Genomic DNA, 20,716 nt, shown 5'->3' with positions numbered 1-20,716 from the left:
AACTCCTAAATACCGGCAAGCGCTGCGGCGGAAAAAACGACGGCCCTGAGGCTTTGGCGGGGGCGATGAATGAGGGTATCGGCGAGCGCCGAAAAGGCCCCGCGGTACCGGCGGGCGCGGAAGGCCTGCGCCACTGTGTAGGCATTCATATGGTTTTCGGATTTGTGGCGAAGCCGCCGCAGTTCCTGCGGGGAAATGGCGGCGACGATGGCGGGGTCGGAAAACACCGCCTCGATGGCCGGTTCGCAATCCCGGAAGGTCAAAAGCCGGTTCATCATCACGCTCGTCCGATGCACCCGGTAATCGAGAACATGGCAGCCGGGCAGATAGACAAAGCGACCGGCAGCGGCGAGCCTGCACCAGCCATACCAGTCTTCCGCGTAACGCAGGGTCTCGTCGAAACCGCCGAAATCCTGAAAGATGCGGGTCCTGACCAGCATGATGCCGCCATTGACGATGAAGTTTCCGCCCAGCAGCGGCTGGAGGATGAAACCGTCAGGCTTTTCACGCCGGCGGATGAGATTGCGCCGGCCGATCTTCGCGCCGTTTTCGTCGATACGCTCATAATCGCCATAGGCGGCAACGACGTCAGGGCCGGAGATGCCGGCGCAAAGGGCGGCGATGGCGCCTGGCTTCAGACGGTCGTCGGCATCGAGGAACATCGTCCATTCGCCGCGTGCCTGCGACAGGCCGAAATTGCGCACGGCGGAAACGCCCTGCCGGCCCTGCGGCCGGGCAAGCAATTTGACACGCGGATCGGAGAAACCTTCCACCTTTTGCGCGGTGGTATCGGTGGAGCCGTCATCGACCACCAGCACCTCGCAAATGGTCTCGCCCTGAAGCAGGACGCTTTCGATCGCTTCCACGATGTAACGCTCGCCGTTGCGAACGGGAATGACAATCGAAACGGAAACCAAGGTTTTCAACTCCATAAGGGTGGGCCAAGAATTCGCACAGCGAAGTTACTACCGGATTAAGCGGGCCTCGCCAATTATGACGTGGTATAGCGTCGGTTAACCTTGCAAATCTTTAATATCCTTTTGGCATGATCGTGGTGTTATGTTTTGAGAATTAGAGCGCGGTTGCGTCCTGTTGGACATTGATGCGCCAGGGTTGCGGAGGCGGGTAAATGCGGATCGGGCGGCGGAATTTTCTGGGCGGTGTGGCAAGTGCCGGCCTGTTGCATGCCATGGCCGGCCCGGCCCTTGCCGCGCAGAAGAAGACACCGGTCAAAACCGCCCCTTATGGCGCCGCCGTCTATCTGCCGGATCTTAATGCCGATAGCCGCATTGGCACGGCTGTTGTCAAATATTGCTCGCGCATCACCCCGGTTACCGAAATGAAATGGGAGGTCATGCGGCCTTCCGCTGACGTGTTCGATTTCGCCGCCGCCGATGCAATCGCCAACTTTGCGCGTCAGCACAAGCTTTCCATGCACGGCCATCCGCTGATCTGGTACGCCTCCAACGCACCCTGGCTTGCAAGTATCGGCGGCGGCGGCAAGGTCGAGAAACTGATGGAGACCCACATCGTCAAGGTGATGGAGCGTTACAAGGACGTGATCCATAGCTGGGACGTGGTCAATGAGCCGATCCCTGACGTGCCGGGCAATGTGCGCGCGCGGCGCGATGCCTGGTATTACGGGGCGGGGTCGGACGCCATCAAGAAGGCCTTCGATATTGCCCATGCGGTCGATCCGAAGGCGCAGCTTGTTCTCAACGAATATGATGTGGAATTCGCCGTCGAAAAATCGCCGGCCAAACGCGCAGCCTTCCGCAACCTCATTCTTGAACTGCTTGAGAAGGGTGCGCCGATCAACGCCATCGGCCTGCAGGGGCATCTGCGCGGCGGCTGGCCTATCGCCAAGGACGAGCTTGCCGCCTTTGCCACGGAAATGCGCAGCTACGGCCTTGCCATTCTGGTGACGGAGCTGGATGTGATGGACCAGACGCTGCCCGGCCCGGAGGCCGAGCGCGATATGCTGATCAACGGTCAGGTCCGCGATTTTCTCGAAGCGGCCTCGGCGGGTGGGGGGCTTTCCTCGATCACGACCTGGGGCATTTCGGATCAATATAGCTGGATCCGCTGGGCCTATCCGCGCCGGGACGGCACGGCCAATCGGCCGCTGCCGTTGGACTGGAGCTTCAACGAAAAACCGATGATGGCCGTCATCAACGAATTCCGGAACCGTGGTGCATGAGCATGAGTGCTGAAACGTTGCTTCCTCCCGTACAGAAAGCACTGCAGATCAATCTGCATCCCTTCGACGCACCGCATGCGGCCCTTACCCTGCCACATCAGCTGCGGGTCTGGGGCGGTCAGGTGGACCGCATTCTTCTGACTGTCGATACCGGGCAGGTCGGGGCAGGCCGTTACAAGGGCAACGGCTTTGATGCGGCCAGCAAACGCCTTTTCGACATGCTGGAGGAAATGCAGACCAACTATCCGCATCTGTATGTGGATGTGGTTGATTACAGCGATGCGGCACGCAACCTGGTGGCAAAGACCTTCTTTTCGCGCTCGCCGATCCCCTATCCGGCCAAGGCCTTCGATGGTGGGCCGTTTCATGTTTATTTCTACGGGCTGAAACGCGCCAATGCCCGTTATGTGCTGCATATGGACAGCGACATGATGTTTGGCGGCGGCAGCCAGAACTGGTTCGAAGAGGCCGTTGCCCTGCAGAGGGCCAACCCCGATGCCCTGTGCATCACGCCGTTTTCCGGGCCGCCGACCGTGCGTGGCGATCTTGATATTTCCCGCCATGTCGGCATGCCGGGCGTGAGGAATATTCCAGAGCCGCGCAAGCTGCCATCGCGCATCCCCACATGGCGCTTTGCCACTGTCTCCACGCGGCTTTTCATGATTGACATGGACCGCTTCGCCAAACGGATCGGCTCGCTGGAACTGCTGCGGCCGGATGCCAAGCGGCGTATCCGCTCCTACGCCTATAACCAGCAGCCGGTCTCGATGCCCGCCGAAGAGGTGCTGAGCACCAACATGATGCGCGTGGGCGTGCACCGGCTGGATTTTCTCGGTACGGGAAAGGGCATGTATTCGTTGCATCCGCCCTATCGCTCGCCGGAATTCTACGCGGCGCTGGGGTCGATCGTCGAACGTATCGAAAAGGGTGACGTTCCCGAAGGGCAGCTGGGCGACTTCGATATCAATGGATCGATGGTGGACTGGACCAGCGCGCTGGCGGCCAAGACGCGCTCCAAACGTTACGCGAAGGCGCTGCGCCACCTGATCTCGGCGAATGTCCAGCGTTTCACCAAGGCGTAAAACGCTGCGGCCTGCCTTCTGCGTCAAACACGTGGGGGCGGCTCAATAGTCGGTTATCAGCTTGCTCCAGCGTTCCGAGCACAGGCCGCCAATATAGATGTCGCCGGCAATCGCCCGGTCCCGCAGTGCTTCATCCCGGGTTGCCATGCAGAAATATCCGTCATGGCGAAAGCTCATATGGTTCTGGCGGTACAGTGCATTTATGAGAAAGGGCTGCGACATGCCGGTGACGTGGGCGTAGTTCTCGTCGTCGAAATGGCGGAACAGGGTGTTGAGCACGTCGTTTTCACGACCGGCATCGCAGACGAGATTGAGCACATAGGCGGTTCTTCCCGGCTGGCCAAAAAACAGGGCGGCGCCCATGACATGGCCTTCGGCGGTTTCGATGGTCAGGCTTTTCAGTTCACCGAGGCTCTCATTGGTCCTGCTCATTTCTATCAGCCAGTGGAACTCCTCGTGAGACCATTCCGGACGAATGGAAAATCGCTCGATCATCGTCAGCGCCTTGCGGCGGAATGTCTCGAAATCCACGGTTCTTACCCTGGCGCCGGCGACTTGATGCGGCCTCAAGCCTTTTTTCCATGATCGCAGAATACCGTCGACAAATCCAAGCGCCGACAGGGCAAGCGTGGTCTTGGCCAGTTTCGAGCGTCGCGGCATGCGCAGCGCGATCGTGCAGAAGGGCTTGAGGGCCTTGTGCCATTGCAGGCTTTCGATCGGCATCATGGTGCCGCCGATCGCGACCCAGTGATCGGCGCTGACGGGGGAGGCCGTGTCCGAAAACAGCATGTCATGTTTCGCTGCCCGCATGCTGCGAGACAGGCGGGCAGCCCCCAGCGCGCCGAGTTTCCCATCCGATGCGAAAGCGCATAATAATCTGGCGGTAATGGCTTTTCCATTCGCGATAAACCGCATGGGGACCGCGAGAATGACGCTTGTGACCCTGTTTTCCCCCGCGTCATAGACGACGCTGCCATACTCCGGATCAAAGATGGGGCTGCTGAAGAACAATGTTTCGACATAGGAGCGCAAATCGAAGTTTACTTCACGCCCGGTCTTCTTGAAAGCGCTGTTGAGCACCGCCTCGACCGCCTCGACATCGTCCCTGCGCATGGGGCGAATACCGACCGTTCCGGGCTTGTCCGGGCACCGTGTCGATTGACCGCTATCGCCATCGTCCATGTTGGTGTGTCTCGGAACGTCCACCTTAGGTCTCCAGCCTTATGCGCAATTATGAGATCAACTCAAGGATATATCTTAAGTTGTTAATAGAGGCTAAAGAGAGCCTTGGGCTATGCCCTCAATACGCCCAAATGGATATTCCATCGCGTAGGTAGAAGTAATCTATTCGATGGTTTATTTCGTTCTAATATTAATTAAATCAAATATTTGATTTCAACGGGCAGAATTTTTTCCGGCGGAAATTCCGTCACTTTCCAAATTGACCTGCCGAATTCGGCTCTGTTTCTCTGCCTGTGCGCCTATCCCTTCCTAACAAAAGAAAATGACGAAATTACTATTCTTCCGTGCATTACGAATAACTAAAAAATAGGATATTTGCAGGATATTCCTGTGACGGGGATGAAGCATCGGATACGATGTGTGCCGACGTGGAAAAAGGAAGAGAAAAACCCCTTATGGATGCAGCGGACGACGGACAGGGGCGTGGATATTGGCGGGACGCATTGTTTTATGTGACCTTCCTTTACTTCACGATCGGCTTTTCGCCCTATGTTTCACTTTCCTCCACTTATTCCGGCTCCGCCATGGCAGCCGGCTCCAGTCTTCTCAACCAGTTCACCGCGATCATTCTGCTTTTCAGTTTCGTGGCGTTCATGGCGAAGGAAAAGTCGTTCTCGATCCTCTTTGCACCGCGCCTGCTGATAGCGGCGATTTTCGGCTGGTATGCGTTCACTTCGCTGGTGGGCGAAGCGCCGATGTTCTCGCTGCGGCGACTGGTAATGTGCGCCATCATCTGTGCGCTTGCCGATGGTTTCCTGCAATTGCCGCGCTCCGAGCGGCATTTCACCACAATGCTTGCCTTCTGCGTGTGGATTATCCTGTTCCTTTGCTATTTCGGTATCGCCGCTCTGCCCGGACGGTCGATTCATCAGGTCAGCGATGCGCTGGAGCCGTTTCTTGCGGGCAACTGGCGGGGCGTCTTCAATCACAAGAACGAGGCTGCCTCGATCATGTCGGTGCTGATCATCGTCGGGATCTATCTTTGCAGGCGCTGGTCCTTTTTCGGGGGGCTGGTGGTTCTGCTGCTGTCGCTGATCTTTCTGGTCAAGTCAGGCGGCAAGACGGCACTTGGGCTGATGCCGATCATCATTGGCACAGGCTGGTTCATCGTACGCTGGCCCCAATGGCGATATCTGGTCGTGACCCTGCTGATGGTGGTCTTCGCGACGGTGGTGATCGGCACCACCGTCGATCCGGTCTTTTCGCAGATGCTGACCAAAATGGGGATCGACGCCAGTTTCACAGGCCGAACCGATATCTGGACCATCGCCATTGATTATATCCATCAGCGACCGGTTTTAGGATACGGATATCAGGCCTTCTGGCGCAGCGACGCGCTGCTATCGAGTTCCATTGAAAACAATAGCTGGGCGGCGACCGCGCCGGCTGCGCATAATGCCTATTTCGACCTCGTGCTTGCGGGTGGCGTGCCGGGTCTGGTGCTGGTGCTGGTATGGATTTTTCTGCTGCCGCTTCATTATCTTGGCAAAATGGATGAGGCCACGCGCAAAAGCCCGCTGACACGGCTTTATGTCGGCGTCTGGCTTTATGTGCTGCTTTACAGCTTTCTGGAAACGATCCTCATGCTGAGTGCGGGTTTCGTCTGGTTTTTCCTTATCGTTGCCGTGATGGGCCTGCATCTGCAGGCAACTGCCAGCCTGGTTCAGGATGAGAAGCGGCGGGAGCCGGCCCGCGCCGACGGTGAAGGGATGATGGTGCCGAAGCCTCTTTCGCGCCACCCATAGGCAGTTGGCTGCCGACGATATCGGGCAGGAGGAAACCGGCTTGTGCGCGTGGTGCTACGCCGGGGTGATGGCGGGACTGGAGACACCATCCGCCATTGATGGGCATATGTTTTTTATCGCGGCTATTGACCTCAACTATAGTTGAGGAACTATCAGAGCATGGAACACTGTTGAAGGACGTTCCATGAGCGATATCATACTCTCCCTACGGATCATATTTGGCAGCGGGCGCAATCCGCGGTTCTGCGACATCATCGGCAAATGGCTGCTGGTGCGGCCCCGGCCGCCGGTGGTAAGCGCGCTGGTGACGATGATGAACACACCTGGCTGGTGGGCGCATGTGCTGAAGCAGGCGCGTTCCGCTACCCCTTGCAGGGAGGCGTGACGATGGCTGAAAATTCCACGGCGCTGAAAATCACCCTGCTGTTTGTCGCCACACTCACCATCATGGCCGGGACGACGGTTGCGCCTTCGCTGCCCGCTATCGAACAGAACTTCCTGTCGACAGCCAATGTCGGGCTGTTGAGCCGCATGGTGTTGACCTTGCCATCGGTTTTCGTCGCACTCTGCGCGCCCGTCGCCGGGATGCTGGCGGATCGCTTCGGCCGCAAACGGCTGCTGCTGGGCGCAATCCTGCTTTACAGCCTTTCCGGCATATCCGGTCTTTTTGCTGACAGCCTTGCGGGCCTGCTCGTTGGACGGGCGTTTCTGGGTCTGGCGATCGGCGGCATCATGACGATCGGAACGGCGCTGGTGGGCGATTATTTCGAGGGGCCGGCACGGGAGCGCTATCTCGGGCTGCAGCAGGCTTTCACCCAGCTCGGCGGCGTCTTTTTTGTCGTGGCGGGTGGGTTGCTGGCCGATATTCACTGGCGCGCACCCTTTGCGGTCTATGCCGTCGCCCTCGCCATTCTGCCGGCGGCCCTGATTTTCCTGAGGGAACCGGCACGGGGCGATAGCCGCGCCCGGGACGCCGGGCCGGCTTTTGCGGTCAATTGGCCGCTGGTGGTTGTGCTGGCGGTGGCAGTGTTTCTCGTCAACGCGCTGTTTTACACCATCCCCTCGCAATTGCCGTTTTTCATGCGTGAACTCGGCGTGTTTTCCGGCAGCGTTGCGGGATATGCGATTGGCATCTTCAATCTGGCGGGGGCGCTGACGGCGCTCAATTTTGCAAGATTGCACAGGCATATGGGGGTAGCCGCCATTCTTGCCGTTGGGTTGGTGCTGATGGCGACGGGATTTGCGCTGCTTGCCATGGCAGACGGGCTGGTCTCCATGCTGTCTGCGGTTGGTGTGGCGGGGCTTGGTCTCGGCCTTGTGATGCCGGCCATCATGTCCACGACGATCATGCTAGCACCGCTGCGGCTACGCGGGCGTATCGCCGGCATCGTCACGGCATCGATGTTCCTTGGGCATTTCATCTCGCCGCTGGCGAGCCAGCCGTGGATTGCCCGGTTTGGTTTTGCAACGGCCTATCGCGATATCGCCCTGGTCTTTGCCGTTATGGCCGGTCTTGCGGCATTGGCCGCCATTATTCAGCACTGGGTGGTGATGCGAAAGGCACGGTCTTTTGCCCGAAGCGGATAAGGGCCTGGCAGGGGCGGCGGCTACCCGCCGCCGCACGCGTCTTGATTTGGCAGGGCTGGCGGTGATGGCCCTGCCGTCGCTTTGCCGTCTTATATTTGCCGGGCGTCCGGATAGGAAGGAATTGTAAAGTTTTTAACTATAATCATTTTATCAGACAAGAAATGGCAGTGGGCATCCAAAAAGCAGCCCTTCCATTTTTCTCGAAATGTGGTCCGGCGCCCCCGCTCGCTGGCGGGCCGCCCGCGTCGCACGAATGGTAACCTGCCGATATCTGAGGAAAAGGCATTACCCTTCGCGGACGCACGCATGATGCAAATTACGGCCCGAGCCGATGATGCGTCTCGTGAAACCTTGATGATCAAGGTGTTCGACGTGCAATGCCAGTCTTGCCGAACACCTCCGGCACGGGGAAGGAGCGGCTTTTGTTGACGTGAGGTTTCCCCGTGTCCTTTCTTCAAAATGCCAGTATCCGCACCAAAATCCTGTCGCTTATTCTGCCGCTCTGTATCGTTGGCCTTGGCGCCACCGCATTCATGTCCAACCGCTACAAGGAAGCGGATACGACCTATTCATTCTTCATTGCCAATGACAACGCCGCTCTGGTGGAGCTTGCGCGCGCCAACCGAAACCTCGTCGCAGTTGCTTATGGCGCCTATCAGGTAATGGCCTATGACGCGGCCGGACCGGATATCAAGGTCGCCCGGGATTTCTACACCGAGAGCAAGAGGCTGCTGGTGATGCGCCTTAACAATGTGAAGGCGGCATTTCCGGAAGAGACGACTGCCATTGACGGGTTTCTTGCAAAGTCGCAGGAGATTACCGCAATCACGGACAAGGCGGTTGAGCTGGGTCTGGCCAATCAGAACGAAGACGCGGCAGCCCAGATGCTGAAGGCCGATGCCGCCATTCGCCCGACGGCTGACAATATGGCTGCGCTGCTGGAAAAGCTGGTCAACGGCGTTGCCAAGGGAAGTGGCGAGCTGACGGATGAGACCAATTCGACGATCCTGACATCGCTTGCCGTGATTGGATTTGTTTTCTCCATCGGCGTCATTCTGGCGATTTTTGTGGCGTCGCGTGGCATCACAACCCCGATCGCCCGTCTGCGCGAGCGCATGGTGTCGCTTGCCGGCGGCGAGACGGCAACGGAAATCGACGGCATGGGCCGCGGAGACGAAGTTGGCCAGATGGCCAAAGCCGTTCAGGTGTTCCGCGAAAATGCGCTTGAACGCCTTCGCCTCGAGCAGGAGACGGAAGCCAATCGCAGCCTGTCGGAAAAGGACCGCATCGAGCGTGAGCAGCAGAAGGCAAACGAAGCGGCCGACGTCAAATTCGCCGTCGAAAATCTGGCTGCCGGCCTTTCGAAACTGTCGGAAGGTGATGTTTCCTACCGCATCGGCCAGCCGTTCACCGCGACGCTGGATAGCGTTCGCAACGATTTCAACATGTCGGCGGAAAAGCTGCAGGCGGCCCTGACCAGGGTTGCGCAGAATGCCGGCGGCATCGGTGCCGGCGCAAACGAGATCAAATCGGCCGCTGATGATCTTGCCAAGCGCACGGAACAGCAGGCCGCAGCCGTGGAAGAAACCGCTGCCGCCCTGGAAGAGATCACCACCACGGTGCGCGATTCCACCAAGCGCGCGCAAGAAGCCGGCCAGATCGTCAGCCGCGCCAAGGCGGGTGCCGAACAATCCGGCGAAGTGGTGCGCCGCGCCGTGGTCGCCATGGAACAGATCGCCAAATCCGCCAATGAGATCAGCAACATCATCGGCGTGATCGACGAGATCGCTTTCCAGACCAATCTTCTGGCACTAAATGCCGGTGTGGAAGCCGCGCGTGCGGGCGAGGCGGGCAAGGGTTTCGCCGTGGTGGCGCAGGAAGTGCGCGAGCTTGCGCAGCGCTCCGCCAGTGCGGCCAAGGAAATCAAGGCGCTGATCAACACGTCTAACGATCAGGTGCAGCAGGGCGTTCAGCTGGTGGGTGACACCGGCAAGGCGCTGACGACCATCGTCTTAGAAGTGCAGGAAATCAACCGGCACGTGGTCTCCATCGTGGAATCCGCGCAGGAGCAGTCTTCCGGTCTCCAGCAGATCAACACGGCCGTCAACCAGATGGATCAGGACACGCAGAAAAATGCGGCGATGGTGGAGGAAACCAACGCCGCAAGCCATAACCTCGCCAAGGAGGTCGCGTCGCTCAATCAACTGCTCTCGCAGTTCAGGCTTGCCGACGCCGCCTATCAGCAGAAGAGCCAGCCCGCTCCGGTTCGCAATGCCGGCGGCAACGACAGGCCGGTCGCATCCCCCGTCCGCGCGCTGGGCCGCAAGATCGCATCCGCCTTCTCGGGCAACGCGGCCGTGGATACGTCAAAGGATGACTGGCAGGAGTTTTAAGCGAGGGTTGGTTGTTTGCAGGAGCGTCGGCGGGGTTATCCCCGCCGATGTTCAGGAAACATGCCGCGCAATCGAAAATCGTTTGCGCGGCATAATTTCAACAACGGATGATCGGTCTATTCTACCCTCACGGCAGCTCTGCGTGGAACCGCAGAAGCGCAAGGCCGAAATCACTTGCCCTGCAGGACACGGATGTACACCGGCCTGTGATTGACATAGTCGCTATACGTAATCCGCTTGCTTGCGACTGCATCATATGTCCGCTTGCAATAGGTGAAAGCAATGTTGCTGCTCGGGCTGACATTCATAAGCTTCGCCATTTCGGCGCTGTCACTTGGAGAGACCTTCCTTGTGGCTTCTTCACATTTTTTTATCACGTCACGTTTGATGGCCGGGCTGCCGCTGACCATTTCTTGCTCGCGATTAAAATTCGCTTCTGTCTGGCATCCCGCCAGAATGAATATAGATATCGAAAGAGTAAAAATCGTCTTTGTTTTCATTTATTAAGCGTCCATATTTGTATTTGCTATCTGATTATCAATGTACGTATACATCCATAATTTTATATTTTAATCCAATTTGCGGAATATAATTTTTTATATGGGCGACTGAGCTGCGGCTTTGTGTTTTTCACGAAATTTGCAATGAAAATCTGGAAAATCTTACCGCTACTGCGCGCCCTGCTGTTTTGATCTCGCCTCTCGATCGAATAGATTGAAGAGGTGGAAGGCGTGGCATAATGTTGTCAACATGAGGCAAGCCGAAGCCTTGCTCACATTTCCTTGCGAGTGTGAAGTAACTTACAATGCGGCGAGATTTCTAGCTTCGGTAAATGGCGCACCCGACAGGATTCGAACCTGTGACCTTTGGAATCGGAATCCAACACTCTATCCAGCTGAGCTACGGGTGCAGCGGTCACGCTTGAATCGCGTGCAGCGGTTGGTTCATACCTCAGCTTTCTTTCCGCATCAATGTCTAAAAATCAGAGATTTGCGAAACGGCACCTGTTTTTCTGCCGGGGTGAGACGCGGTTTGTTGCGGGGTGCTGATGCCTTTGTGCGGGTTGGGGAAACAATGCGTCGTTTGGCGTATTGCTTTTTCTGTTGAAATCGGGTTTCCCCTATAAGTAGTATGTTATCGCCTGATCCGGCAGCTGTTTTGCCGTCATCATGAGCGGGTGGCGAGATTGGTGCAATGCCTTTCAAACACGGCGCGGCAGGTGGTGCCATACCCTTAAAATCGGCGGGTAAATAGTCATATTTTTCTCAGTCTTCAGATGGCGGCCTGGAAGTGGGATTTGGGGTTTTGCGGATTAACTGTCAAATTATTATACAATATTAGTATCATCTACATTTATTTGGGATACAGTTTTGGAACGTTGTCGGTTATGATTTCGGCAGGGTAAAGGAACGAATCAAGCGGGGGATCGGATGGCTTTGCGATTGGCACATAGCAACGGGCCGCGGGCGGAAAAGGCCGAAAGCGACGGAGTGCAGCCGGTGCATCTTACAGCGATTGACTATGGATTGTTGACGACGGCGATCGGCTATCATTTGCGACACTCGCAACTTGCCGTGGCAAACGGGTTTTCCGATGTGCTGGCAGAACGGGGATTGCGACCGGCCGATTTTTCCGTTCTCGTCATTGTCGGTGGCAATCCTGGCCTGAAACAAAGCGATGTGGCGGAAGCGCTCGGCATCCAGCGCGCCAATTTTGTCGCGATCGTTGACAGCATGGAAGAGAAGGGTCTGCTTGTCCGTCGCCGGTCGGAAGAGGACAGGCGTGTTCATTTTCTCGACATGACCGAGGAAGGCAGCCGCCTTCTCGACAGCCTTTCCGATTCATGGCGCGACCGTGAGGAAAAGCTGATCGATAGGATTGGCGGCAAGAAAGCCCGCGACCAATTGCTGTCGCTGCTTGGGCGTCTGCGGGGCTGAACACCGCTATCGGCGATGGGGCCGCTCTGGAGTGGCAACGACCCGGAAAGTGCGGGTCGTGCCGATTTTTCGGCCCGCTGGGCCGTGCATGGGGATTTGCCCTTCCGGTATTTTCACGACAGCCTGATTGGTAGCGGCTCGATTTGCGTTGCAATTTTCCTGTGAAACGGCCAAGACGACCTGCATATGCCTTTGGTCACCCGATGCCGTAAGAGTTCGGTCGGCCGGAAAAGGCCGGAAACGGGAACGCCATGCTGAACATCGATACCAGCCATCCGCTTTATCGCCCTTTGTGGGTCAGGTTGCTGATCGTTGGCTTTTGCGCGGCCTGGGCTGTGATCGAATTCGTCAATCGCGAGTTTTTCTGGGGAACGATCGTCGGCGGCATCGCAGCCTATGCTGCCTATGAGCTGCTGGTGAAATTCAAACCCGTGAGCGTTAATGATGCGGCCAAGGGTGGAGCGGACAAGTCTGCGCCGGACGAACCCGCCGATAACGCGCCCGTCGACAAAAACGACGCTGGCTGACATCGGCATATGCTGCGGCAGGCGCTGCCGGCCTTGCATTCCATTCCATGATTTAGGTTTTCAGCATCCGGATCGCCTGGTCGATCAGCAGATTTGCGGCCGTCATGCGCAGGGTCGCATTGTGCCGGAACTCCGGTTTCACGCCGTCCGGGTGGTTGAGGCGGGCGAAGGCGCGGCGTTTTTCCGCAAGCGTTGCCGCGGTGTCGGTTTCATGGATCGCCAGTTCCATTGACACATCCGCGAGCGAAGTCTTTTCAAGATGGGCCGGCATGGGTTCCGGCTCTGGTTCCGGCTGTGGTTCAGGCGGTGGCGCCGGATCGGCCAGAAAGGCCAAATAGGCGTCGAGGCCGCCGTTTCCCGGTTGCGGTGCAGCAGAAGGTGAGCTGACGACAAAACCGGAGTTGAAGCCGGCGATGCGGTGGTTGACTGGCGGCGGCGGTTCCGCGGCTTCTTCTTCTCTTTCCTGCTTCAGTCTTTCGACGACCGACTGGAAGACGGATTGTCCGAAAAGCATGCGGCTGTTCCCCTGCGCCGGCCCGTAAATCCGGCCTGTTTATAAGATGAAGGTGGCGTCTGGCTTTCCACGTCGTTGCGGGCCTCTCGTGATGGCCTGTCATCATGGGCCGGTCAGCTTGCGGCTTTCATCCAGGACCAGATCGTAAAGCAGCCGGGCGCTGGGCGGCAAAACGCGGCCTTTGGTGGTGATGATGCTGTAGGGCTTGACCACAAGTTCGAAATCCGTCGGCAGGATGCGGGTGCGGCCGATGTCGGCCTGCTGGCCTGTCACGAATTCGGCCATGTCCTGGGCGATCGGCGCAATCGCATTGGTGTTGCAGATCAGCGCAAGTGTCAGCAGCATGGACGGCGTGTTGATGATATTGCGCGGCATACCCACGCCATGGGTGAGGAACACGTCTTCCATCGTTCTGCGCAGCAGGGCGCCCGGCGGCTGGAAAACCCAATCGTAAGCGGAAAGATCGCCCAGCGTTACCGGCTCGCCGCCAAGCAGGGGGTGGCCTTCGCCGACCACCAGACAGGCGCGCTCGATGCCGATTTCATGGATGGAAAACAGGCCGGGGTCGAAATCGTCAGGGATGCGGCCGATGATGAAGTCGTGACGCGCGGCCAGCAATTCCCGGGCCAGCACATTGCTGCTTTCCACCTGCACGTTGATCTCGATGCCGGGATAGGTGTCCGTCGCCCGCTTGATGGCGGGAACCACAAGGCTGATGGCAGGTGCTGTGACGGCGCCGATATAGACCGAGCCGCCGCTGCCGGATTTCATCTGGTTAAGCTCGCGGCTCGCCTCGCGCAGTTCCAGCAAGATGGTGCGCGCCCGCCGCGCCAGCGCCTCGCCGAATTTCGTCAGCACCACGCCGCGCGAGGCCCGTTGACAGAGCGGGCTTTTGACGATGGCTTCCATTTCGGAAAGCATGCGCGAGGCCGCCGGCTGTGTTATGTTCATGGCGGCTGCCGCGGCGCTGACCTGCCCGTGCTCCTCGATCATGACCAGCATGCGCAGATGGCTCATCTTCAATCCGGCGCGCAGAAGCGGGTTGTCTTCAAAGACGAAAAGCGCGTCTGTTGTTTGCGTCTGCTCATACACTTTCTGGTTGCTCATTCGCCGTTTTATACCCCTCATCGGTTATTGTATCGATTTAATATAGCATAATTGATATAGGTAAGCCGATATATTCTATTTGACAGTTATATGGATTCAGAACAGTTTGCGGGATGCCGGGGAGGAGCGGCATCTGTTCCATTTCGCAGCTGCGAGATCGGGACGGGCCGAACGCGGCTCCTTCCTCTGACGGCATGAATTTCATGGTGCGCCGCAGCAAGCGGGCACCAGAGAAGGGTTCAAGGGAGAGAGTTAATGAAGTCCATTATTTCGCTGATGGCGGCTTGTGCCATCGGTGCTGCTTCCTTCGCAGCACCGGCTTTCGCACAGGACAAGGGTTCCGTCGGCATTGCCATGCCGACCAAGTCTTCCGCTCGCTGGATCGATGACGGCAACAACATCGTCAAGCAGCTGCAGGAAGCCGGTTACACGACCGACCTGCAATATGCCGACGACGACATTCCGAACCAGCTGTCCCAGATCGAAAACATGGTCACCAAGGGCGTGAAAGTCCTCGTGATCGCCTCGATCGACGGCACCACGCTGTCGGACGTTCTGAAGCAGGCTGGCGAGCAGGGCATCAAGGTCATCGCTTATGACCGCCTCATCCGCAACAGCGGCGACGTCAGCTACTACGCCACCTTCGACAACTTCCAGGTTGGCGTTCTGCAGGCGACTTCGATCACCGACAAGCTTGGCCTGAAGGACGGCAAGGGTCCGTTCAACATCGAGCTGTTCGGCGGTTCTCCTGACGATAACAACGCCTTCTTCTTCTATGATGGCGCAATGTCGGTTCTGAAGCCTTACATCGACAGCGGCAAGCTGGTCGTAAAGTCCGGCCAGATGGGCATGGACAAGGTCGGTACGCTGCGTTGGGATCCGGCAACGGCCCAGGCCCGTATGGATAACCTGCTGTCGGCTTATTACACCGACGCCAAGGTTGACGCCGTTCTGTCGCCTTACGACGGTCTGTCCATCGGCATCATCTCCTCGCTGAAGGGCGTTGGTTATGGTTCGAAGGACCAGCCGCTGCCGGTCGTTTCCGGTCAGGACGCTGAAGTCCCGTCGGTCAAGTCGATCATTGCCGGCGAACAGTATTCCACCATCTTCAAGGACACCCGCGAACTCGCCAAGGTGACCGTGAACATGGTCAACGCTGTTCTGCAGGGCAAGGAGCCTGAGGTAAACGACACCAAGACCTATGAAAATGGCGTCAAGGTCGTTCCGTCCTACCTGCTGAAGCCCGTTGCAGTAACCAAGGAGAACTACAAGCAGGTTCTCGTCGATGGCGGTTACTACAAGGAAGACCAGCTGAAATAAGCTCGACACACATGCGGGGATGACTTGGCGTCATCCCCGTTTTTCCATAAAAATAAAAACGCCGGAATTAATCGGGCGCTGGATTGCGATATGGCCAATACCATTCTCGAAATGCGGAACATCACCAAGACGTTTCCGGGCGTGAAAGCGCTTGAGAACGTCAACCTCAAGGTTAAAGAGGGTGAGATCCACGCACTCGTCGGTGAGAACGGCGCGGGGAAGTCGACCTTGATGAAGGTCCTTTCCGGTGTTTACCCCGCCGGCACCTATGAGGGCGAAATCCACTATGAAGGCGCAGTGCGGAATTTTCGCGCCATCAATGATAGCGAAGATATTGGTATCATCATCATTCACCAGGAACTGGCGCTGGTGCCGCTCCTGTCGATTGCGGAAAACATCTTCCTTGGCAACGAGGTCGCCTCGAACGGCGTCATCAGCTGGCAGCAGACCTTCAACCGGACCCGCGAACTCTTAAAGAAAGTGGGCCTGAAGGAATCGCCGGAGACGCTGATCACCGATATCGGTGTGGGCAAGCAGCAGCTCGTCGAAATCGCCAAGGCGCTGTCGAAGAGCGTGAAGCTGCTCATCCTCGACGAGCCGACCGCCTCGCTGAACGAAAGCGATTCCGAGGCGCTGCTCAACCTTTTGATCGAATTCCGCAAGCAGGGCATGACCTCGATCATCATCACCCACAAGCTCAACGAAGTGCGCAAGGTGGCCGACCAGATCACCGTTTTGCGCGACGGCATGACGGTGAAGACGCTCGACTGTCATCAGGAAGAAATCAGCGAGGATGTCATCATCCGCAACATGGTGGGACGCGATCTGGAAGATCGTTATCCGCCGCGCGACGTGCCGATCGGCGAGACCATTCTCGAAGTCAAGAACTGGAACGCCTATCACCAGCAGCACCGCGACAGGAAGGTTCTGCACGATATCAACGTCACCGTGCGCAAGGGCGAAGTCGTCGGCATTGCCGGGCTGATGGGGGCAGGGCGCACCGAATTCGCGATGAGCGTGTTCGGCAAGTCCTACGGCCACAAGATCAGCGGCGAAGTGCTGATCCATGGCAAACCCGTGGATGTGAGCACCGTGCGCCGCGCCATCGATGCCGGTCTTGCCTATGTGACGGAAGACCGCAAACATCTCGGCCTCGTGCTCAACGATAATATCCTGCACAACACCACGCTTGCCAACCTGGCCGGCGTGTCGAGTGCCAGCATCATCGACGACATCAAGGAAATGAAGGTGGCGAGCGATTTCCGCACGCGCCTGCGTATCCGGTCCTCGGGCATCTTTCAGGAAACGGTCAATCTTTCGGGTGGCAACCAGCAGAAGGTGGTGCTGTCCAAGTGGCTGTTCTCCAATCCTGATGTGCTGATCCTCGACGAGCCGACACGCGGCATCGATGTCGGCGCGAAATATGAAATCTACACCATCATCAACCAGCTCGCTGCCGACGGCAAAGGCGTTCTGATGATATCATCGGAAATGCCCGAACTGCTCGGCAATTGCGACCGCATCTACGTCATGAACGAAGGCCGCATCGTCGCTGAATTGCCGAAGGGAGAGGCGAGCCAGGAAAGCATCATGCGCGCTATCATGCGCTCAGGGGAGAAGAACTCATGAGTTCGGCAAACACAACAAGCGAAGAAAGTAACGTCATCTCGATCTCATCCTATATTCGCTCGAATATCCGCGAATATGGCATGCTGATCGCGCTCGTCGCCATCATGGTTTTCTTCCAGTTCTACACCGGCGGCATTCTGTTCCGCCCTGTGAACCTGACCAACCTTATCCTGCAGAACTCGTTCATCGTCATCATGGCGCTGGGCATGCTGCTCGTCATCGTCGCCGGGCACATCGACCTTTCGGTCGGCTCCATCGTTGCCTTCGTCGGCGCGATCGCGGCCATATTGACCGTGCAATGGGGCATGAACCCGTTCCTGGCGGCGCTGATTTGTCTCGTCATCGGCGGTATCATCGGTGCTGCCCAGGGTTACTGGATCGCCTATCACCGTATTCCGTCCTTCATCGTCACCTTGGCGGGGATGCTGGTGTTTCGTGGCCTGACGCTGTTCGTGCTCGGCGGCAAGAACATCGGTCCTTTCCCGACCGATTTCCAGATCATCAGCACCGGCTTCCTGCCTGATATCGGTGGTATCGAAGGTCTCAACACCACTTCGATGATCCTGACCCTGCTGATCACGGTGGCGTTGTTTTATCTGGCATGGCGTCGCCGCGTGGTGAACGTGAAGCATGGCATCGACGTGGAGCCGTTCGGTTTCTTCATCGTGCAGAATCTGCTGATCTCAGGTGCTATCCTGTTCCTGGGTTACCAGCTTTCCACCTATCGCGGCCTGCCGAACGTGCTGATCGTGATGCTGGTGCTGATTGCGCTTTACAGCTTCGTGACGCGCCGCACCACCATCGGTCGCCGTGTCTACGCCATGGGCGGCAATGAGAAGGCGACCAAGCTTTCCGGTATCAACACCGAACGCTTGAGCTTCCTCACCTTCGTCAACATGGGCGTGCTGGCCGGTCTTGCCGGCATGATCATCGCGACCCGCCTCAATTCGGCAACGCCGAAGGCCGGTGTGGGCTTCGAACTTGATGTGATCGCAGCCTGCTTCATCGGCGGCGCTTCCGCATCGGGCGGCGTTGGCAAGATCACCGGCGCGGTCATTGGTGCTTTCATCATGGGCGTCATGAACAACGGCATGTCGATCGTCGGTCTCGGCATCGATTTCCAGCAGATGGTCAAGGGCCTCGTGCTGCTCGCCGCCGTGTTCTTCGACGTCTACAACAAGAACAAGGGCTGATCGGCCCACCCAAATCGCAAATCAAAAAAGTGGCCGGTTTCCGGCCACTTTCATAAGGTGCAGGCGCAAGGCGCCGACGAAGATAAGGCGCGTTGCGCCGCAGGAAGGAAATCCCGTGCTCATTTCACAGATCAAAGATGCCAGTGGCAAAATCATTGTAGCGGTTCGCGAAGACGGCGGACAGGCGCAGGTCGTCAAGGGTGCCGGTTCGGTCTACGCGCTTGCCATGGAAGCCGCCAATAGCGGCAAGAGCCTTGCCGATGTCATTTCCGCCCATGGTCTCGGCGATGCCGTCGACCTCGAAGCGGCCTATGCCGAAGGCCGTTTCCTGCCGCCGATCACCCATCCCGATCCGGCGCATCTGCATCTGACCGGCACGGGGCTTACCCATCTCGGTTCGGCCGCAACCCGCGACAGCATGCACAAGAAGACCACGGAAGCGGCGGAAGAAAGCCTGACGGATTCCATGAAGATGTTCCGCATGGGTCTCGAAAACGGCAAGCCCAAGGCTGGCGAAAAGGGTGTGCAGCCCGAGTGGTTCTACAAGGGCAACGGCCATGTGGCGGCAGCACCGGGTGCAGCGCTCACCTCGCCATCCTTTGCGCTGGATGGCGGCGAAGAGCCGGAAATGGCCGGCATCTACGTCATTTCGGACAAGGGCGAACCCGTGCGCATCGGCTTTGCCGTCTCCAACGAATTTTCCGATCACGTCACCGAGCGGGTCAACTATCTCTATCTCGCCCATTCCAAGCTGCGCCCGGCAAGCTTCGGCCCGGAAATCCGCGTCGGTGCCGCACCTTCGGATATTCGCGGCACCTCGCGTATCCGCCGCGGCGACAAGGTCATCTTCGAAAAGCCGTTCGTCTCGGGTGAAGACAACATGTCCCACACCTTCGCGAACCTCGAATACCACCACTTCAAATACGGCCTGTTCCGTGCGCCCGGCGATGTGCATGTGCACATGTTCGGCACGGCAACCCTTTCCTTCGCAGATGGCATCAAGCCGGAGGCCGGCGACGTCTTCGAGATCGAGGCAGCCGGTTTCGGCCTGCCGCTGAAGAACCCGCTGGCCGTGGACGCGGAAGAAGAGATCGCCGTTCGGCAGATCTGATCTGCGGGCTGACTTTGAGAATGCCAAGGGGGGTGGGGTCATCACATGGTAGTCCCATCCCTCGACGTCGTCCTCGGGCTTGACCCGAGGATCTGCAACAGACTGACCTGCGAGACGTGGTTGGATCCTCGGGTCAAGCGCACTACTATCCGGTTTAAATGATCGGACACTCTGTATGGCATTGATTTAGCAAGTGTTTAGACGTGTCGTAAGATTTTGGACACGAACGAAGCGTGGCGTCATCGGATGAATGACGGACGTTTCCAGACACTCTGACGTCATCCTCGGGCTTGTCCCGAGGATCTGCCAACGCATTGATTTTGTTGACGTGATTAGATCCTCGGGACAAGCCCGAGGATGACGTTGAGAAAATATTCGACCGTACGCAATTCACTTCGAAGCAATGTAGCCTGCCCGACGCTAGAGGTTAGGCCTTATGTCCAATTGTCCCTTTGCGTGCGGGCAATGTTCAAGCGGATTGCTTCTCAACCATCGTCGTCTGTCAGATGCGAAACATCCGCCAGTGAAACGACGGCGCGATTTTGCCAATAGTCGTCTTCCTTCAAATGCGTGATGCTGCCAGACCGTGCCGGAAAACTGACATGGCCGACGCTTTCGATCGGCATCTTGATCCATGCCGCGATGACGAAAGTCAGAGCAAAGCCATGGGTAACGATGACCTGCGCGGGGCAGGGGCGTGATATAATGGTATTCACCGAGCGGTACACCCTTTCGGCCACTTCACGTCTCGTTTCACCATCAGCAATTCCGCCGCGATGATCCATACGGTTATGATGAGGGGCGGGGATCTGGCGGGCGTCGAGCCACTCCTGCGGCATGCCGCCTGCTGAACCGTAGCTTATTTCCCGCAGGTCATCTGTGCTTTCAAAAGGGTGCTTGAGGTGTTCAGCGATGATTGCAGCTGTCTGGGAGGCTCGGAGAAGATCGGAGCTGAAGATTTCAACCGGGGCGCTGCCGATCATCGCTGTAAGCTTGGCGGCTGTCGCCTCCGCATCGGCCCTGCCCTTGGGTGTCAGCTCGGTATCATACCAGCCCCCGACTTTGTTCTCGACATGGTGCACGGATTGAGTGTGCGTGACGACAAAGATGTTTTTCATAGCATTTTTCC

18 protein-coding genes and 1 tRNA gene are annotated in these 20,716 nt (G+C 57.6%); 12 read left to right on the top strand and 7 right to left on the bottom strand.

Annotation, left to right across the window (positions count from 1 at the left end):
* Positions 1-5 precede the first annotated feature (5 nt).
* Complete coding sequence (uppH, locus tag AKG12_RS06095; RefSeq protein WP_285277725.1) at positions 6-917, bottom strand: polysaccharide biosynthesis endo-1,4-beta-xylanase UppH; 912 nt, start codon at positions 915-917, stop codon at positions 6-8.
* Between the two features lie 212 nt (positions 918-1,129).
* On the opposite strand from uppH, the gene uppI reads away from it, so the two are divergent.
* Positions 1,130-2,200 carry a polysaccharide biosynthesis UDP-hexose transferase UppI gene (gene uppI, locus AKG12_RS06090; protein ID WP_052818198.1) on the top strand — a complete coding sequence of 357 codons (1,071 nt, stop codon included), beginning with the start codon at positions 1,130-1,132 and terminating at the stop codon, positions 2,198-2,200.
* A 2-nt stretch (positions 2,201-2,202) separates the two neighbouring features.
* Positions 2,203-3,282 (top strand): polysaccharide biosynthesis glycosyltransferase UppG, encoded by a 1,080-nt coding sequence (uppG, locus tag AKG12_RS06085; protein WP_052818359.1) that lies wholly within the window; start codon positions 2,203-2,205, stop codon positions 3,280-3,282.
* Positions 3,283-3,324: 42 nt separating this feature from the next.
* On the opposite strand, the gene AKG12_RS06080 is transcribed toward uppG, so the two are convergent.
* Positions 3,325-4,395, bottom strand: coding sequence for a hypothetical protein (locus AKG12_RS06080; protein WP_052818358.1), 1,071 nt, complete (start codon positions 4,393-4,395; stop codon positions 3,325-3,327).
* Positions 4,396-4,919: 524 nt separating this feature from the next.
* On the opposite strand from AKG12_RS06080, the gene AKG12_RS06075 reads away from it, so the two are divergent.
* The 4 genes from AKG12_RS06075 (at position 4,920) to AKG12_RS06060 (ending at position 10,249) form a co-directional block, all read left to right on the top strand.
* A complete protein-coding gene (locus tag AKG12_RS06075) occupies positions 4,920-6,269 on the top strand; it encodes an O-antigen ligase family protein (protein ID WP_052818197.1) in 1,350 nt (449 codons plus the stop codon).
* Positions 6,270-6,453: 184 nt separating this feature from the next.
* Positions 6,454-6,654, top strand: coding sequence for a hypothetical protein (locus AKG12_RS06070; protein WP_052818196.1), 201 nt, complete (start codon positions 6,454-6,456; stop codon positions 6,652-6,654).
* Between the two features lie 2 nt (positions 6,655-6,656).
* Positions 6,657-7,856, top strand: a complete 1,200-nt coding sequence (locus tag AKG12_RS06065; protein ID WP_052818195.1) for an MFS transporter — start codon at positions 6,657-6,659, stop codon at positions 7,854-7,856.
* Positions 7,857-8,299: 443 nt separating this feature from the next.
* Positions 8,300-10,249 (top strand): methyl-accepting chemotaxis protein, encoded by a 1,950-nt coding sequence (locus AKG12_RS06060; protein ID WP_052818194.1) that lies wholly within the window; start codon positions 8,300-8,302, stop codon positions 10,247-10,249.
* 170 nt (positions 10,250-10,419) lie between these two features.
* Here the strand turns inward: AKG12_RS06060 and AKG12_RS06055 are convergent, their stop codons facing one another.
* Both AKG12_RS06055 and AKG12_RS06050 read right to left on the bottom strand, forming a co-directional pair.
* Positions 10,420-10,749, bottom strand: a complete 330-nt coding sequence (locus tag AKG12_RS06055; RefSeq protein WP_052818193.1) for a hypothetical protein — start codon at positions 10,747-10,749, stop codon at positions 10,420-10,422.
* 333 nt (positions 10,750-11,082) lie between these two features.
* Positions 11,083-11,159, bottom strand: a tRNA-Arg gene (locus AKG12_RS06050).
* Positions 11,160-11,679: 520 nt separating this feature from the next.
* On the opposite strand from AKG12_RS06050, the gene AKG12_RS06045 reads away from it, so the two are divergent.
* A complete protein-coding gene (locus tag AKG12_RS06045; RefSeq protein WP_046797848.1) occupies positions 11,680-12,186 on the top strand; it encodes a MarR family winged helix-turn-helix transcriptional regulator in 507 nt (168 codons plus the stop codon).
* A 251-nt stretch (positions 12,187-12,437) separates the two neighbouring features.
* A complete protein-coding gene (locus AKG12_RS06040; protein ID WP_046797849.1) occupies positions 12,438-12,713 on the top strand; it encodes a hypothetical protein in 276 nt (91 codons plus the stop codon).
* 52 nt (positions 12,714-12,765) lie between these two features.
* Here the strand turns inward: AKG12_RS06040 and AKG12_RS06035 are convergent, their stop codons facing one another.
* Complete coding sequence (locus AKG12_RS06035) at positions 12,766-13,227, bottom strand: hypothetical protein (RefSeq protein WP_046797850.1); 462 nt, start codon at positions 13,225-13,227, stop codon at positions 12,766-12,768.
* Positions 13,228-13,329: 102 nt separating this feature from the next.
* On the bottom strand, positions 13,330-14,334 hold the full coding sequence (locus AKG12_RS06030; RefSeq protein ID WP_046797851.1) for a LysR family transcriptional regulator: 1,005 nt from the start codon (positions 14,332-14,334) through the stop codon (positions 13,330-13,332).
* Between the two features lie 255 nt (positions 14,335-14,589).
* Here AKG12_RS06030 and chvE point away from each other — a divergent pair, with 255 nt between their 5' ends.
* From chvE to araD1, 4 genes are all read left to right on the top strand, one after another.
* Positions 14,590-15,654, top strand: coding sequence for a sugar ABC transporter substrate-binding protein ChvE (gene chvE / locus AKG12_RS06020; protein WP_046797852.1), 1,065 nt, complete (start codon positions 14,590-14,592; stop codon positions 15,652-15,654).
* Between the two features lie 90 nt (positions 15,655-15,744).
* Positions 15,745-17,283 carry a sugar ABC transporter ATP-binding protein GguA gene (gene gguA, locus AKG12_RS06015; protein ID WP_046797853.1) on the top strand — a complete coding sequence of 513 codons (1,539 nt, stop codon included), beginning with the start codon at positions 15,745-15,747 and terminating at the stop codon, positions 17,281-17,283.
* Entirely contained in the window at positions 17,280-18,476 is a 1,197-nt protein-coding gene (gene gguB, locus AKG12_RS06010; RefSeq protein WP_046797854.1) for a sugar ABC transporter permease GguB, read from the top strand. The genes gguA and gguB overlap by 4 nt, the downstream gene beginning before the upstream one ends.
* A gap of 115 nt (positions 18,477-18,591) precedes the next feature.
* Positions 18,592-19,587, top strand: a complete 996-nt coding sequence (gene araD1, locus AKG12_RS06005; RefSeq protein ID WP_046797855.1) for a 2-keto-3-deoxy-L-arabinonate dehydratase AraD1 — start codon at positions 18,592-18,594, stop codon at positions 19,585-19,587.
* Between the two features lie 485 nt (positions 19,588-20,072).
* Here araD1 and AKG12_RS06000 read toward each other — a convergent pair whose 3' ends face one another.
* Positions 20,073-20,705: a histidine phosphatase family protein gene (locus AKG12_RS06000; protein WP_052818191.1), complete on the bottom strand. Its 633-nt coding sequence runs from the start codon at positions 20,703-20,705 to the stop codon at positions 20,073-20,075.
* Positions 20,706-20,716: the final 11 nt, after the last annotated feature.

Origin of the sequence: Agrobacterium sp. SUL3, assembly GCF_001263295.1 — a bacterium.
Taxonomy (GTDB): Bacteria; Pseudomonadota; Alphaproteobacteria; order Rhizobiales; family Rhizobiaceae; genus Agrobacterium; species Agrobacterium tomkonis.
The sequence above is the reverse complement of the archived record's forward strand: the minus strand, read 5'-3'. Positions and strand labels throughout refer to the sequence as shown.

Bases quoted from the DNA above. Each gene is read 5' to 3' on its own strand.
- uppI (WP_052818198.1), top strand. From the start codon at position 1,130: ATGCGGATCGGGCGGCGGAATTTTCTGGGCGGTGTGGCAAGTGCCGGC.
- uppG (WP_052818359.1), top strand. From the start codon at position 2,203: ATGAGTGCTGAAACGTTGCTTCCTCCCGTACAGAAAGCACTGCAGATC.
- AKG12_RS06080 (WP_052818358.1), bottom strand. From the start codon at position 4,395: ATGCGCAGGGACGATGTCGAGGCGGTCGAGGCGGTGCTCAACAGCGCT.
- AKG12_RS06075 (WP_052818197.1), top strand. From the start codon at position 4,920: ATGGATGCAGCGGACGACGGACAGGGGCGTGGATATTGGCGGGACGCA.
- AKG12_RS06070 (WP_052818196.1), top strand. From the start codon at position 6,454: ATGAGCGATATCATACTCTCCCTACGGATCATATTTGGCAGCGGGCGC.
- AKG12_RS06065 (WP_052818195.1), top strand. From the start codon at position 6,657: ATGGCTGAAAATTCCACGGCGCTGAAAATCACCCTGCTGTTTGTCGCC.
- AKG12_RS06055 (WP_052818193.1), bottom strand. From the start codon at position 10,749: ATGAAAACAAAGACGATTTTTACTCTTTCGATATCTATATTCATTCTG.
- AKG12_RS06045 (WP_046797848.1), top strand. From the start codon at position 11,680: ATGGCTTTGCGATTGGCACATAGCAACGGGCCGCGGGCGGAAAAGGCC.
- AKG12_RS06040 (WP_046797849.1), top strand. From the start codon at position 12,438: ATGCTGAACATCGATACCAGCCATCCGCTTTATCGCCCTTTGTGGGTC.
- AKG12_RS06035 (WP_046797850.1), bottom strand. From the start codon at position 13,227: ATGCTTTTCGGACAATCCGTCTTCCAGTCGGTCGTCGAAAGACTGAAG.
- AKG12_RS06030 (WP_046797851.1), bottom strand. From the start codon at position 14,334: ATGAGCAACCAGAAAGTGTATGAGCAGACGCAAACAACAGACGCGCTT.
- chvE (WP_046797852.1), top strand. From the start codon at position 14,590: ATGAAGTCCATTATTTCGCTGATGGCGGCTTGTGCCATCGGTGCTGCT.
- gguA (WP_046797853.1), top strand. From the start codon at position 15,745: ATGGCCAATACCATTCTCGAAATGCGGAACATCACCAAGACGTTTCCG.
- gguB (WP_046797854.1), top strand. From the start codon at position 17,280: ATGAGTTCGGCAAACACAACAAGCGAAGAAAGTAACGTCATCTCGATC.
- AKG12_RS06000 (WP_052818191.1), bottom strand. From the start codon at position 20,705: ATGAAAAACATCTTTGTCGTCACGCACACTCAATCCGTGCACCATGTC.